We start from the raw sequence: 15,158 nt of genomic DNA, 5'->3' as shown, positions 1-15,158 counted from the left end.
GCCGGCCAATCTGGCTAGCCGTCGGCAGACTGCACAATTAGGCCAGATTCCTCTCGGCAGCGCCGATATAGACAGCAAGCAGGGCGCCGTGTTCCGAATGAGAAGAATGCTGCGTGCCTTTTTTCAACCAGACCAGGTCGCCTGTCTTGTAAACGTAGCCATCATTGTCGGTAAGTTCTCCCTCAAGCACCAGGAACTCCTCGTCCTGTGTATGCTCATGTGGCGTTGTGGTTGTGCCGGGCTGCATCCGGTAGACGTGAAACCCGACCCCCAGTTTTTCATGGGAGTTTATCTGCAAGGCGCTTTCATGGGAGGACGGGGTAGCCTGTGTGCCGAACGGCTTGAAGTTATCCTTGTAGATATTGACGACGCGACGGTCGGCAGGTTGAATTTTTTGCATCGGGTCTCCTGCTTTTGTTTGCCGCAAGTGAGGTCTGAGCTCAGCCAGCGATCGTGCGGTTTCATGTGAATTCACGAGCTGCCAGATTGCCGCAAAACCGGTGAGGTTTGCAAACACAATGGTGGCAGCAATACATCTTGCGCGGTGGGCTCGTTATGCCTCACCGCCCCCATGAAAACACCAGAAACAGCTTGTTAAGGGGGAGGCTGGCGGTTATTCTTATCGATCAATTTTTATTCCACACATGCAAAAGCAGATAGTGGATTGCATCTGAATGTGGCTCGAGGAAACAAGGCATGCTGGAAACAGAATATCCGGTTGTCAGAACGGGGCCTCCCGTTGCAAGCAATATCATTCAGCCTGGGGTTTTCTCCATGCCGCCGGGCACCGAAAGATATGTGGTTCAAGGTGCCGGTGCCATATTGATTCCGGTAGAGCAGGGCGACAGGTTTACCGTCGCTAACGACGAAGGCGGCCAGGTTTGCGAAATCGTTGCAGCAGACAGCAACGGCAAGATTGATGCAGGCGTGCTCGGCGCGAAGGCAAACTCGGACGCCGGTGGCCTGAAGGCGCTTCTGGCCGGACCGGACACCAGCTTGCGCGGATTGCGCATGGGGCTTGAGAGCCGGAATATTGATCTTGCCGGCGCCGGTGCGTTGATTTTTTTCGATGACCGGACCCGCCATGGCGAGGAGACCGAATTGTTGGTTCAGCGCGATGGCATGGTGATCATCGCGGCCCCCGGCGGGGCCATGGACATGGAAGCCCAGGACACCTCCACCCCGCTCACCGTCATGGTAACCCGGGCAGTTGTTAAGCCCCGTGTGAAATTCGAACTGCCGGACCCGTTGGCTGATCCCGTACTCGATCTTCGCGTTCACACCGAAACGGCTGAAAGCTATTTCGTGAAGGCGGGTGATTTCATCCAGATTCTTGATGTGGACGGGCGCCAGTGCACGGACTTCCAGTGCTTCGCGGCGCGCAAGCTGGATAAGGGAGTTGAACATGCGCTTGACGTCACCACGACGCGCGCGCTGATGGGACATGCCTATCCCATGCCCGGTCTGCATGCCAAATACTATGACCAGGACATGCTGCCTTTGGTTGAAGTGGTTCAGGATACGGTCGGCAGGCATGACGCGTTCGCGCTGGCCTGCGCGGCGAAATACTATGACGACATCGGCTATCCGGGCCATGTCAATTGTTCCGACAACTTCAACTCCGTGCTGGCCGAACATGGCGTAACCGCCCGGGCCGGCTGGATGGCGATCAACTTCTTCTTCAATACCGGCATAGACGACCACGGCGTCCTGTTCAGCGATGAACCCTGGTCACGGCCCGGCGATTATGTGCTGCTGCGGGCGCTGACGGATTTGATTTGTGTAACGTCCGCATGTCCTGATGACACATCAGCTGCCAACGGATGGAACCCTACAGACATTCACGTGCGCACCTACTCGGGCGAGCAGAAGTTCTCCCGCGCGATTGCCATGCGTACGACACCAGATTCGGACCCGAAAATGACCAAGCAAACGGCCTTCCATTCCAGCTTCGAAAAGCACACCCGCAATTTTGTAGAATACAAGGGCTACTGGCTTGCCAACTGTTTCTCAAAATCAGGCCCGATCGACGAATACTGGGCCTGCCGCGAAAAAGCGGTTGTGGTGGACCTGTCACCGCTGCGCAAGTTCGAGATTACCGGGCCGGACAGCGAAGCGCTGATGCAATACACGCTGACCCGCAATATCGCAAAACTGGCGGTGGGCGAGGTGGTCTATTCGGCCATGTGTTATGAACACGGCGGCATGATCGATGACGGCACGCTTTTGCGCCTGGGCAAGGACAATTTCCGCTGGATCGGCGGCGATGACTACGGCGGTGTCTGGTTGCGCGAAGTGGCTGATAAACTCGGCCTGACGGTCAACATCCGATCCTCAACCGACCAGATGCACAACGTTGCCGTGCAAGGCCCTGAAAGCCGCGACATACTGAAGAAGTTCGTCTGGACGCCGCCGCATCAGCCGGCGCTCGGTGAGTTGGAATGGTTCCGCTTCACCGTCGGGCGGGTGGGCGACGACCAGGGCGTTCCGATTGTGGTGTCGCGCACAGGTTATACCGGTGAACTGGGTTATGAAATCTGGTGCCACCCCAAACATGCCGAGACGGTTTTCGAGGCACTTTGGGCAGCCGGTGAACCGCACGGCCTGACACCGATGGGGCTTGAGGCGCTGGACATGGTGCGCATCGAGGCCGGCCTGATATTCGCAGGCAATGATTTTTCTGATCAGACCGATCCGTTTGAAGCGGGTATCGGTTTCACGGTGCCGTTGAAAAGCAAAACCGATGACTTCATCGGGCGCGATGCGCTTATCCGGCGCAAGGAAACTCCGTCGCGCAAGCTGGTCGGGCTGGACATAGACAGCTCCGTGGATGTCGGGCACGGCGATTGCGTGCGTATCGGCCGGGCCCAGATCGGTGAGATCACGTCCTCGATGCGATCGCCCATACTCAAAAAGAACATCGCGCTGGCGCGTGTCGATGTCGCGCACGCGGAAGTTGGAACCAAGGTGGAAGTCGGTAAATTGGACGGCCAGCAGAAACGCCTGCCGGCCACCATCGTTCCATTTGCGCATTACGACCCCAAGAAAACGCGGCCGCGGTCTTAGGCCGATAAGGAACCGGCTTCAGTTGCTTGTAGCCAGCTGCAGTTGATCGTCCCGCGGATGCATGGTGATCACGGGGGACATTTCCCTGAGCAGCTTGTTGCGGATTGCGACCGCAAAGGCATCGAAGTTCACTGCCTTGACCACGAACGCGCCAGGCCCGGAGATAACCTCGGCGCGATAATATTGATGCAGCTTCCAGTTGTCCGTGAGAATGGCGAGGCCGTTGATTGTCACGCCTTGGGCCCTGGCCAGTTCGCGTGCATCGGGCAGGGTGAAAGCCTTCTTGAACCATGGGTCTGTTTCAACGCCATCTCCTGAAACATCCACGACCTTGCGGGCGCCGTTGAACTGGTTGCTTCGGATCATTTCCAGGGCGTAGACGATGCCGTCTCCGATACCGGTTCCACCGCCGCCTTTGCCCTGCCGTTTGCTGGCATTTGCCGGATTGTTGAAATTCAGCAGCCGTTCGGCAAACGCGTCAATTGACTGGGAAGAGTTCAGCAGGTGCCATTCAGTGGGATATTTCGGAAACGCCGCATCGGACCATATGACGGCGGCGATTGCCACACGTCCTGTCGGGCCCGAAAGAATAGCATGCTGGACGCTCGCATCCTTGAGGGCCGCCGCGGTCCCGATGACCTGCAACAGGAACTCGTCGGAACTGATGCTGCCCGACCCGTCCATCGCCAGCACGATTTCCAGATCAACCTGCTGCGCCTGTGCAGCAGGAACCGATAGACCGGACGCAGCCAAAAACCACAGGCAGACCAGGCTGGCACAGCGTCTTGCCCATGCCAGCCTCGTCATTGCTCAGTTCTCCAGGTATGACTCAAGCGAGTCGTCGAGCGCGTCTTTCCATGGAGTATGATGAGCGGGTGCCATGGTGCCGGTGATGACCGACTTGTAGCTGTTGTTGCGGAACGTCATGATGTTCTGTTTTTTGTGTTTCTTCCACTGGAAGAAGGCTTCATTGGCGCCGTCCACGTCAAAGCTTGGATAGTCGGTTTCCGCGATCAGTTCCTTCACATAGTCACCCTGGTAGCGAATGCAGGCATAGTCGTCCTCGTTGGCGTCTTCACGGGTAATCCGGTCTTCGACGTCTGCCTGCATGGCGGCTTTGTCGGGTATGGAAATACGCCCCATGATAACATCACGCGCCCACCAGGCTTGCGCATCAAACATGTTGAACGTGAACCACTGGTCCTGCATGCCGATATAGAACAGGGCCGGATTGTCGACGTAGGCCACGCCCTTGTAGAGGTCAGCCGTGGCCAGTCGGTTGGCTGTGTGCAGTTTCAGGTCTTCGGCCATGAACGGGAAATAATGCTGGTAGCCGGTGCACAGGATAATGGCATCGACGTTCTTGGTAGTGCCGTCCTTGAATGTGCAGGTGTTACCGTCGACCTTGGTCAGGAGCGGCACCTCCTGCCAGTTGTCCGGCCAGTCATAGCCCATGGCGGCGGTGCGGTGGCTGACCGTGATTGATTTCGCGCCGTACTTCCAGCACTGCGAACCGATATCTTCGGCTGAATAGGAGGTGCCGATAATCAGCAGGTCCTTGTCCTTGAACTCCACGGCATCGCGGAAATCATGCGCGTGCAGAACCCTGCCATTGAAGCGGTCCAGGCCGTCGAAGTGTGGCACGTTGGGTGTCGAGAAATGGCCGCTGCAGCACACAACATTGTCGAAGGCTTCAGTTGTTACCTTGTCGTTTATGAGGTCATGCGATGTGACGTTGAACTTGCTTGTTCCCGCGTCCCATTCAACATGCCGCACAGGCGTGCGGAACTTGATCCACTTGCGCACATCCGCCTTTTCCACGCGGCCCTGAATATAGTCGAAAAGAACTGCGCGCGGCGGGTAGGATGCGATCTGCTTGCCGAAATGTTCTTCGAACGAATAGTCGGCAAATTCCAGGCCTTCCTTGGGGCCGTTGGACCAGAGGTAGCGATACATCGAGCAGTGCACCGGTTCACCATATTCATCCAGCCCGGTGCGCCAGGTATAGTTCCACAGCCCGCCCCAGTTGTCCTGCTTTTCAAAACATACGATTTCCGGAATATCTGCACCTGCTTTTGCGGCAGACTGGAAGGCGCGCAGTTGTGCCAGACCGGACGGGCCGGCTCCAATTACAGCTACTCTTTTTGACATCTATTTTGTTCTCCTCAGGTTATTCCCAATTGTTTCTTGCGTTCTGCTGCCCAGGCCTGAATGAGCCTGTCGGCAACAATGCCGATAACGGCAATACCAAGGCCTGCCATGATGCCGCGACCGGAGTCTGCGGTTGGCAGGGCGCGGTAAATTTCCTGACCCAGGTCAGATGACCCGATCAGCGCGGTGATGGCGGTCATGGCCAGCGCCATCATGATGGTCTGGTTGATGCCCAGCATGATTTCAGGCAGGGCTATCGGCAGTTCCACTTTCCACAGCCGCTGGAACGGGGTGGTGCCATTGGCGATGGAAGCTTCGATGGTGACTTCGGGAATGCGCTTGATGCCGAGGTATGTGTAGCGCACCGCCGGTACGGTGGCGTAAGCCAGGATGGCTATGACATTCGACAGGTCGCCAACCTTCAACAGCATGATCACCGGGATCAGGTAGATGAATGACGGGAATGTCTGCAATGTATCGCATGTCGCCATGATGGGACGCGCGGCGCGCTCGGAGCGGGAGGCCCAGATACCGATCGGCACACCGATAAGCACGCACAGTATGACGGCGGATGTGACGAGATAAAGCGTCAGCATGCCCTGTTCCCAGTTGCCGGTGATGAGGATGACGACGCTGATCAGGCTGGTGGTCAGCAAGGTGGTGCGAATGCCGCCGAGCCAGTAGGCGGTCAGGCCGACGACACCGATTACCGTGCTCCATGGCAGCCAAAGGAAGAAATCTCGAAACGGGATCAGCATGTAGACCGTGATGAAATCCCGTATCGGATTGATGTAGTCATAGGCGTGTTTTGAAAACGCGCGCAGCGCGAAATCAATGTCCCGGCCAAGCGTGAAGGTAAATGCCCTTGGATATTTTTCCACTATCGGAATGAACTGGGCCAGGACGTAGGCAGCAACCATGACACCGAGGAAAAGCCACAGGTGCTTTTTCGCTTTCCATCCGGTTTCCCGCGAGGCCAGTTCACCGGGGGCCCGGTTGGCGTAGGCTTGCGTAAGGCGATCGAGCACCACAGCCATGAGGACAATGGCGAGGCCCTGTTCAACGGCTGCGCCAAGGCGCAATTGCTGCAGCGAGAAGAGCAGCTTGTGGCCCAGCCCCTGGGCGCCGACCATGGACGCGATCACCACCATTGCCAGCGTCTGCATGACGACCTGGTTGACCCCCAGCATGAGGATGCGCTGTGATGATGGCAGCGTGACTTTCCACAAAAGCTGTCGCGGCGTGCACCCCGACATGCGGCCGGATTCCTCAACATCACTGGAGACCGTCTGAATGCCCAGTATGGTGCACCGGGCCATTGGCGGCATGGCGAAGATGACCGTTGCGATCATTGCAGGCACCTGGCCTGCGCCAAACAGCACGACCACCGGCACCAGATAGGCCATGTGCGGGGTCGCCTGCATGATATCGAACATGGGCGAGATAATTGCAGCAGCCCGTTTTGACCGGGTCACCCAGATGCCCAGAGCAAGGCCAAGGACGACCGCGAAGGGCACAGACACCAGCACGATGGAGAAGGTTTTCATGGAATCGCGCCACAGCCCCATGACGGCCAGGTAGCCGATACAGCCGGCCGAAAACAGCGCCAGTTTCCAGCCGCCGATCCAGTGTCCCAGTATGCCGGCGCCGGCAACGATGACGATCCAGGGCAGCGCATCCAGTTTCTTCACGCCGAATGCACCCAGTATCGTAGCCGGCAGTTCGAACAAGCCGGTGTGGAGCAGGACATTGTCGGCCAGCGTAACGGCCCAGATTGCCAAAACGGCAAACAGGCATTTCTGCAGGCCTAAGCGTTTGTGCAGCAGCGCCAGACCGATGACCGGCACAAACATCCAGAAGATTGCAGGGACAAACTTGGTCTTGATGCCGCGGTACAATATGTACTCGGCCCAGTCCAGCGGCTGCTCGAGCAGCCAGGAAATGGAGCGCGTCACGGTCTTGAACTTGAGCGGTCCGATGCCGGCTTCCTTGTCGAGCCAGGTAAAGAATCGGGTGACCCATTCCTTGATGGGCACGATCCATTCCTGCGGCCAGATTTTCATGAAGTCGAGCACCAGGCTCAACAACACCGTGAAACAGACCATTATGGCCATCTGCACCCAGAACGAGTTCAGCCCGGCAACGCTGGACTGAGGTGACTTGCCGAGATCTGTTATCGCGCTGTTCATACAATCTCGCCCTTGCCGAACAGGGCTTTGGTAACACGGTCACGGTCCACATGACCCAGCAGGTGCCCGTTCGCGTCGGCCACCGGTGTAGGTTTGTCGGAGTTGATGACCTGTTCTGCAATCTCGCCAATCTTGGCTGTTGCAGAGACGGAGGCACCGGATACTTTCCGGGATGCCTTTGCCGTGGATTTTTTCATGATCGCGGCGGCGGAGACAATCCGGTCGCGCGGCGCGTTGCGGGCGAATTCCGCCACATAGTCGTCGGCCGGGTTGAGCACCATTTCTTCCGGCGTGCACAGCTGCACCATCTCGCCGTCCTTCATGATGCCAATGCGATCAGCCAGCTTGGTGGCCTCTTCAAAATCATGCGTGATGAACACAATGGTTTTCTTCAGCATTTGCTGCAATCGGATGAACTCGTCCTGCATTTCCGCCCGGATAAGCGGATCGAGCGCGGAAAACGGTTCATCGAGAAACCAGATGTCAGGCTCCACCGCCAGTGAGCGGGCGATGCCGACCCTTTGCTGCTGGCCACCGGACAGTTCGCGCGGAAAATAGTTTTCCCTGCCGCCCAGGCCAACCAGCTCGATCATCTCCATGGCGCGTTTTTCGCGCTCCAGCTGATCGAGATTCTGTACTTCAAGCGGGAAGGCGACGTTTGACAGAACCGTGCGATGCGGCAACAGGCCGAAGCTCTGGAACACCATGCCCATCTTGTGGCGGCGGATGTCGATCAGTTCCTGCGGTGTCGCCTTGAGCAGGTCGCGGCCTTCATATTCCACCTCTCCGGCAGTCGGGTCGTTCAGCCTTGTAATGCAGCGAATAATAGTGGATTTGCCGGATCCCGAAAGCCCCATGATGATCAGGATTTCCCCCTGATGCACATCAAAGGATACATCGCGCACCGCGCCGATATAGCCTTCGGCGGCGAGATCGTCCGCGGTCGGGTTGCCATTGTGGCGCTGCATGAAACCTTCCGGATCAGCCCCGAAGATCTTCCAGATGTTGCGGCATTTGATTTGCGCGTCGACGCCCATTTTGTCCCCTTCGGCAGACAACCTGCCGGATCGTCTTCTTATCGTTGCACATATGAAAAGGCCGGGCAAAAGATGTCTTCAGCCCGGCCTCGAAACGCTGTTCACATGAGGTGTGAGGCTATTTCTTCCAGCCTTCGACAACCGCCGCGTTATCGGCGATCCATTTGTCGGCAGCAGCTTCCGGAGACAAACCGTCCACGTCTACCATTAGTGCCGCAGCGGCGATCTGTGCGTTGTTGAAGTCAATTTTCTGCATCACGCCCCAGGCCTTCGGATACTTTTCAGCAAGCCCTTTCCAGGCAGCCTTTTTGAGCCAGCCGGAATGTGGTGCGCCGCAATCGCCGGTCGCGTTCGGATTTGGTCCCCAGGCCTTGTCTTCCATGCAACCTTTTTCAGGCTTCGGGAAATCGACAAACCGGCCCTTGAACTTCGACTCGATGAAATTGGGGGTCCAGTTGAACAGCACAATCGGCTCTTTGCGGTCATAGGCAGACTGCAGCTCCGCCCACAAGGTCGCGGCCTGTCCGACATTGATTGCCTTGAAATTCATTTCAAGGGCGTCAATCCGGGCTGCGTAATTCTTGCCCCAGTCTGCAGGCGGGCCAACGAAGCGGCCCTTTGGCTTGGTTTCCGCTGTTGCGAAAATTTCCGCGCAGGCGTTCAAGCCCTCCCAGTTCTGGGCTTCCGGGCACTTTTCCAGCACGTAGTCAGGAATCCACCATTCTTCGCGGGTCAGTGCTGTGTGCGCACCGGCATCAACCATGCCGTCTTCGGCAACGGCTTTTTCAAAGGCGGTCTTCATGGACCCTTCCCAGGCTTCCACCTGGAAGTGCATGTCACCATCGGCGATGGCCTTGAACTGCAACTGAGAATCCGACGGCGCATACTCGACCGTGTATCCCATGCCTTCCAGCGTCTTGCCGACAACAAAAGACAGCACCAGCTGGCTGGTCCAGTTGTTTTGAACCATGATGATCGGATCATCGGATTCTGCTTCTGCGTATGCCGGTAAAGTAAACGCCAGACTGGCGGCAACAATGGCCGAAGTGGCCAGCAGTTTTGTAATCTTCATCGTCATTCCTCCCGGATTTGATGAGCCCTCATTGGGCATACCTAGTGCTGAATTTGCTTATTGGATGTTCTTTCCGTTTTCTGAGCGGCGACATCTCCCACACTATTGGCCGATTTCAGAACCAAATCAACCCAAAATAGAACCGATTGTGATCCAATTGGTAAAATTGGTTGACTTGCAGCATGTTGGGGGGTGCCTCTGAGCCCGAGAATTGTGCGGATCGAGCAGGTGTGCAGGGAAATATGCCAATTTTTTGCCTGTTTCGCAAAGCGACCCGTACTGTCGGGTTGACGTCTGCAAGTTGCTTTGCCGTATTATGTTGAGGCAAGTTGAATTGGTATAGAATTGGTTGTCATCAAGCACGATGGGATTAAGCGATGTCCGACAAATTTTCGGTGGCCTGCCTGCAGAACTGCGCCACACCGGATGTTCTGCACAATATAGAGACAAGCCTGCGATTGGCCGGTGAGGCCGCCGCAGACGGCGCTCAGTTGATTGCAACGCCGGAGTACTTTTCCGGTCTGGAAACCAGGGACGGTCTGTTTCTTCCCGGTGCGTACCCGGAAGCAGAGCATCCGGTGCTGCCGGCGTTTGCCGAAGCGGCCTGCAGGCTCGGGGTCTGGTTCCTGCTCGGGTCAATTGGCGTGCAGAACAATGACGGACGCATATCCAACCGCTCGTACCTGATCAATGCCGAAGGCGAGACGGTAGCGCGCTATGACAAGATCCACATGTTCGACGTGGATCTCGACGGTGGGTCATATCGTGAGTCAGCGACCATATCGCCGGGCGACCAGGCCGTCGTGGCCGACACGCCCTGGGCAACCCTGGGACTGTCGATCTGCTATGACCTGCGGTTCGCCGCACTGTACCGGCAACTCGCCAAGCAGGGCGCCGGGGTGCTGGCATCTCCGGCCGCATTCACCAAGGTTACAGGGCAGGCTCATTGGCACGTATTGCAGCGTGCCAGGGCCATTGAGACCGGGTGCTATGTAATAGCTCCCTGCCAATACGGCAAAATATCCGGTGGCGGCGAGTGCTACGGGCATTCTCTGATCATTGACCCGTGGGGTGAGGTTTTGGCCGATGCCGGCGATGGTGAGGGATACATTGTGGCTGATCTGGATATGTCCAGGGTCGCAGCCGCGAGAGCCAGGATTCCCGCACTTCAGCACGACCGGCCAATTCACATGAGCACCGGGGGGCAGGGGCAAAAACCGAAGCTTGCCGGCTCCGGGTGAGTGCCGGGTGGCGCGGGGGCTGATCAGTCGTCGGAGGTTGTGCCGACAAGATCAAGGTGGGCCAGCTCCATGTGGGCATTCAACGCATCGATGGCCGACTTGGTGTCACGGTTTATCAGTGCGTCCAGTATGCCCCTGTGGAATTTGTTGTACTGGCGGATTTTCTCGGGGCTGAGAACCAGTTCACGCGCTTTTCTCCACTGAGAATGCGTGCGTACTTCATTGATTTGATGATATAATTTTACAATTAACGGATTGCCGGATGCCTTGGCCAGCTGATGGTGGAACTCTGAATCCAGCTTTGTAAAGGTGTTGCGGTCCTGCTCGGAAGCCTCGAGCTGGGTCAGCAGGGCCTGCATTTTCTCGATATCCCGCCCGGTCGCGTGCACCACTGCCAGCCGGGTCATCTGCCGTTCGAACCCGATACGCGCATCGATCAGCTGCAGCGGGCTGATCTGTTCGACGACGTTTTCGGTCTCAAGGTCTGCCGGGCCGGCATAGTTGACAAAGGTGCCGCTGCCGACTTTCCGGACCACCAGGCCGTCCTCTTCAAGGTTGTCCAGCGCTTTCCTGATTGTATTGCGGGAAGCTGCATAGGTCTCGGAAAGGTCCCGCTCCGGAGGCAATTGGTCCCCGTCGTGATACCTGCCTGTTTCGATGGCCTTGCGGAGCTCGGATGTTATGGACCGGGCTCCTCGGGCGCTCTTGTGTTCAATCGAAATCATTCCCTTTGCCTTGCAATCATACCCTCGAGCAGGCGCTCCTGTAATGACTTATATAGGAGCAGAGTTGATAAATTACCATTTATATCAGCTTGTTGCCGCCCATTTTTGAATCGATTTCCGATCGCGGTTCGTCAAGTTACCTCAATAGAGTACACACAGAACAGGCAACTTTGGCAACTGTTCTCACTCCATGATTGGATAAGTCAGGACTGCTCCGGATGAGGAATTTTGTGCGAAAAGACGCTTGGGTTCATTTTGTAGGTTGTCAAAATTGGTATAGCATTGGTATGGTATTGGTCAATTTGGTGCGCAACCAGGGAGAAACCGTGCAATGGCAATGGATATTGAGAATTTTGTTGATGCGCCGGGCAGGGCCGAAAAGGTCAAGGAAGTCCGGAAAATGATCGATGAGCTGGGGATTGAGTATCTCTATCTCCAGTTCGTGTCGGTCACCGGCAAAATAATGGGTAAGGGTATTCCTGCCGATCACTGGGAAGCAGTCGCCAAGAAAGGCTTTCAGCTCGTTTACGGCGCAACCATGAACCTGTTCACCAACCGGGCCGGCGAGTATCTCGGTTACGGCCCGGAAGCAGCAGAGCTTGTCGGCATTCCTGAGCCTGAAACCTTCATGCAGCTGCCCTGGGACAAGCGCATCGGGCGCTTCTATTGCACACTGTTCCGCAACCGCGAGGAGAAGGAAGATCCAGGCGGGTACCTGACCGCCGACTGCCGCGGCAACCTGCGCCGCCTGCACGACGACTTCAAGAAGAAGCACAACGGCCTCAGCCTGCGTGTCGGCACCGAGCCGGAAATGATGTGGCTCAAGTTCAATGAGGACGGTAAGCCGGAGCACGGATACTCCAAGCCTTACTGTTATCACATCGACCAGTTCGAGAGCCTGCGCCCCGTCTACATGAAAGTGATGGAATACTCCCGCGCGATGGGCCTCGACATGATCCAGGGCGATCACGAGGACGCACCGGGCCAGCTGGAACTCAACTGGATGTACGACGACGTGTTGCGCAATGCCGACCGGTTGACGACTTACCGCCAGATCTGCGCCCAGGTCGCCCGCGAGTTCGGCATCTTCGCCTGCTTCATGACCAAGCCGTTTGAAGGCGTTTCGGCTTCGGGTTGTCACCACAACATGTCGCTGTGGCATGGCGGCGAGGACGAGTTCTGCCGCACCGGCAATGACCCGAAAGCACTGCCGGGCATGAAAGACAACTACATGTACGTGAAAGGTGGAGACAACACCTTCATGCCGGATGGCGACGATCCCCAGATGCCGCAGAAAGCCGGCCTGGAGGCCATCGGCGGCATTGTGCATCACCTGCGGGCATTGACAGCAATCGGATCGTCGACCGTGAATTCGTATCGCCGCTTGTGGGATACCGGTTTCTGGGCGCCGGTGTTTGCGGACTGGGGTTTCCAGAACCGCACCACGGGCTTGCGCGTGTCGGCACCGGGCCGGTTTGAATACCGTTCGGTGGACTCCATGGTGAACCCTTACCTCATGGGTGCCTGCATTCTGGCGGCTGCCGATGACGGTATCGTCAACAAGCTCGACCCCGGTGAGCCGGAAGAAAGAAACATCTATGATGCCATCAAGGCCGGCAAGGATGTGAAGAAGCTTCCGATGTCGCTTGGTGAAGCGCTTGAGGCGCTCGAGGCTGACGAAGTCGTGCAGCGTGGCCTGCCCGGCGAAATGTACCGGCTCTACCACGAGTACAAATCGGATGAATGGGGACGCTTCATGTCTTCCGTCACCGATTGGGACAAAGACACCTACATGGAATGCCTGCCGTAACCAGCGGCCTTTTTGACGACTGATTTTCGGCGGGCGCCGGCCCGCCGTGCAACCACTTAACAGGAGAGATATGCCCATGTGCGGAATTGCAGGGCTGATACACCGGAAGGGCTCCAGCAATGTCGGTCAGGAAATGACCAGCATGCTGCAGGCCCTGAAACACCGGGGGCCGGATTCAACCGGGTTTGCGATTTACGGCGAACCTGAAGAAAACACCTTTGTCTTGCGCTTCAAGGTTGCCGAGCAGGAAGACCTGCATGGCGCGCTCAAGATTCACGAGGAAATCAAGCGCCGCAAGGATGCCGTTGACGAAACCCTGAAAACGCTTGGGGTCAAGGTCAAGGAACTGGATGAAGCCACCGAGTACGCGTTTCGATATGAAATTCAATATGACGGCGACATGAAACTGCTGTCCGATCATATCGAGGACATCGAAGGTGCGGAAATCTTGTCGATCGGATCGGCTCTGGAACTGATCAAGGACCTGGGTGATGCCGGTGTGGTGTCCAGCGCTTACGGGCTGGGCGATTTCACCGGGACCCACGGCATCGGACATACCCGCATGGCGACAGAGTCGGATGTCGATATCCGTTCTGCCCACCCGTACTGGGCCTACCCATACAGCGATATCGCCGTGGTGCATAACGGCCAGATCACCAACTACTGGCTGATGCGTCGGCAGTTGGAGCGTGAAGGACAGCGTTTCGTGTCCAATTGCGATTCCGAGTTGCTGGCGGTTTACGTGGCCACCAGCCTGGAAAAGGGCATGACGCTGGAAGAGACGTTGAAGAAATCCATTGAAGAGATCGACGGCGTATTCACCTATCTGGTGACCACCAAGGATCAGCTTGGCATGGCCAAGGATTCCATGGCGGCCAAACCGATGGTTCTGTACGAAACAGATGACATGGTTGCCCTGGCCTCTGAAGAAGTCGCGATCCGGGCAATCGTTCCCCATGAAATAGATACCTGGGACCCTTACGACGAGGAGGTAAGAGTATGGCAGGCTTAGACACTTCCGGCCACGCCGGCGAAGAGATGGGCCTCCATACGGAGCCGCTCAAGGGACGTGACATCAAGACCATGTTCTCGCTGGAGAACGAAGGCGGCTATGCCTATGCATTTGCCCCGGACGTGGACTTCAACAAGCGCGGGTCGGTTGATTGCCAGGACAAGGAAGCGACCGAGATCAATAATGAGATCCGGGATCTCATTAAATCCGGCCACGGTACCATCGTGCTGGAAAACCCCGGCGCCAAGCATTCGATCATTGTCGGCATTCTGCACCGGATGAATTTCATCGTGAACGGATCTTTGGGCTACTTCGGCTGCGGCCTGCTCGATGGCCCGATGGTACGGATTTCCGGGCGTGTTGGCTGGTCTTTTGCCGAAAACATGATGGCCGGTGTCTGCGTTGTTGAAAAGAACGCCGGCTCGACTTTCGGCGCCGCCATTCGCGGCGGCGACCTTGTGTGCAAGGGCTCGGTCGGATCCAGAACGGGCATCGACCAGAAGGGCGGCACCATCCTGGTCGGTGGCGACACCGGCGCGTTTTCCGGCTTCATGATGCAGCGCGGCCGCATGGTCGTGTGCGGCAATGCCGGCAAGAACCTCGGTGACAGCATGTATGACGGCACCATCTTTATCGGTGGCGAAATCCAGGATCTCGGTGTGGATGCCGTTCCTGCCGAACTGACCGATCTGGACAAGGCATGGCTGACCCGCAAGCTGACGCAATACGAAATGATGCCGGAAAAGGGCGTAGATCATTTCACCAAGATCGTCGCCGGCAAGCAGCTGTGGAGCTACGACAACCTCGAACCGTCGGAGAAAAAACTGGTCCTCTAGCGACCGGGTTTTCAGGCTC

The 15,158-nt window shown here is 57.0% G+C and carries 12 protein-coding genes; 5 read left to right on the top strand and 7 right to left on the bottom strand.

The genetic code is table 11. The annotated features are described in order from the left end of the window. Positions 1-37 precede the first annotated feature (37 nt). Positions 38-400, bottom strand: a complete 363-nt coding sequence (locus DHN55_RS12935) for a cupin domain-containing protein (RefSeq protein ID WP_337660261.1) — start codon at positions 398-400, stop codon at positions 38-40. Between the two features lie 296 nt (positions 401-696). On the opposite strand from DHN55_RS12935, the gene DHN55_RS12930 reads away from it, so the two are divergent. Beyond that, a complete protein-coding gene (locus tag DHN55_RS12930) occupies positions 697-3,066 on the top strand; it encodes a DUF1989 domain-containing protein (protein ID WP_108881918.1) in 2,370 nt (789 codons plus the stop codon). A gap of 18 nt (positions 3,067-3,084) precedes the next feature. On the opposite strand, the gene DHN55_RS12925 is transcribed toward DHN55_RS12930, so the two are convergent. The 5 genes from DHN55_RS12925 to DHN55_RS12905 form a co-directional block, all read right to left on the bottom strand. After that, complete coding sequence (locus DHN55_RS12925) at positions 3,085-3,873, bottom strand: DUF1194 domain-containing protein (protein WP_108881917.1); 789 nt, start codon at positions 3,871-3,873, stop codon at positions 3,085-3,087. A 3-nt stretch (positions 3,874-3,876) separates the two neighbouring features. Further along, entirely contained in the window at positions 3,877-5,217 is a 1,341-nt protein-coding gene (locus tag DHN55_RS12920; protein WP_108881916.1) for an NAD(P)-binding domain-containing protein, read from the bottom strand. Between the two features lie 14 nt (positions 5,218-5,231). Next, positions 5,232-7,406: an ABC transporter permease subunit gene (locus tag DHN55_RS12915; protein WP_108881915.1), complete on the bottom strand. Its 2,175-nt coding sequence runs from the start codon at positions 7,404-7,406 to the stop codon at positions 5,232-5,234. Beyond that, entirely contained in the window at positions 7,403-8,443 is a 1,041-nt protein-coding gene (locus DHN55_RS12910) for a betaine/proline/choline family ABC transporter ATP-binding protein (protein WP_108881914.1), read from the bottom strand. Before DHN55_RS12910 ends, DHN55_RS12915 begins: the two co-directional genes overlap by 4 nt. A gap of 118 nt (positions 8,444-8,561) precedes the next feature. Further along, complete coding sequence (locus DHN55_RS12905; RefSeq protein ID WP_108882493.1) at positions 8,562-9,515, bottom strand: glycine betaine ABC transporter substrate-binding protein; 954 nt, start codon at positions 9,513-9,515, stop codon at positions 8,562-8,564. Positions 9,516-9,892: 377 nt separating this feature from the next. On the opposite strand from DHN55_RS12905, the gene DHN55_RS12900 reads away from it, so the two are divergent. Next, positions 9,893-10,756: a nitrilase-related carbon-nitrogen hydrolase gene (locus DHN55_RS12900; RefSeq protein WP_108881913.1), complete on the top strand. Its 864-nt coding sequence runs from the start codon at positions 9,893-9,895 to the stop codon at positions 10,754-10,756. A 23-nt stretch (positions 10,757-10,779) separates the two neighbouring features. Here the strand turns inward: DHN55_RS12900 and DHN55_RS12895 are convergent, their stop codons facing one another. Further along, positions 10,780-11,481: an FCD domain-containing protein gene (locus tag DHN55_RS12895; RefSeq protein ID WP_108881912.1), complete on the bottom strand. Its 702-nt coding sequence runs from the start codon at positions 11,479-11,481 to the stop codon at positions 10,780-10,782. Between the two features lie 331 nt (positions 11,482-11,812). On the opposite strand from DHN55_RS12895, the gene DHN55_RS12890 reads away from it, so the two are divergent. The 3 genes from DHN55_RS12890 to DHN55_RS12880 all read left to right on the top strand — a co-directional run bounded on the left by DHN55_RS12890 (position 11,813) and on the right by DHN55_RS12880 (position 15,139). After that, positions 11,813-13,291, top strand: a complete 1,479-nt coding sequence (locus tag DHN55_RS12890; protein ID WP_108881911.1) for a glutamine synthetase — start codon at positions 11,813-11,815, stop codon at positions 13,289-13,291. A 76-nt stretch (positions 13,292-13,367) separates the two neighbouring features. Beyond that, positions 13,368-14,303 carry a glutamine amidotransferase gene (locus tag DHN55_RS12885; RefSeq protein ID WP_108881910.1) on the top strand — a complete coding sequence of 312 codons (936 nt, stop codon included), beginning with the start codon at positions 13,368-13,370 and terminating at the stop codon, positions 14,301-14,303. Next, positions 14,291-15,139: a GXGXG motif-containing protein gene (locus tag DHN55_RS12880; protein ID WP_108881909.1), complete on the top strand. Its 849-nt coding sequence runs from the start codon at positions 14,291-14,293 to the stop codon at positions 15,137-15,139. Before DHN55_RS12885 ends, DHN55_RS12880 begins: the two co-directional genes overlap by 13 nt. Positions 15,140-15,158: the final 19 nt, after the last annotated feature.

Origin of the sequence: Anderseniella sp. Alg231-50, assembly GCF_900149695.1 — a bacterium.
GTDB lineage: Bacteria > Pseudomonadota > Alphaproteobacteria > Rhizobiales > Aestuariivirgaceae > Anderseniella.
Note: the sequence above shows the minus strand (reverse complement) of the source record. Positions and strands in the feature narration are given on the sequence as shown.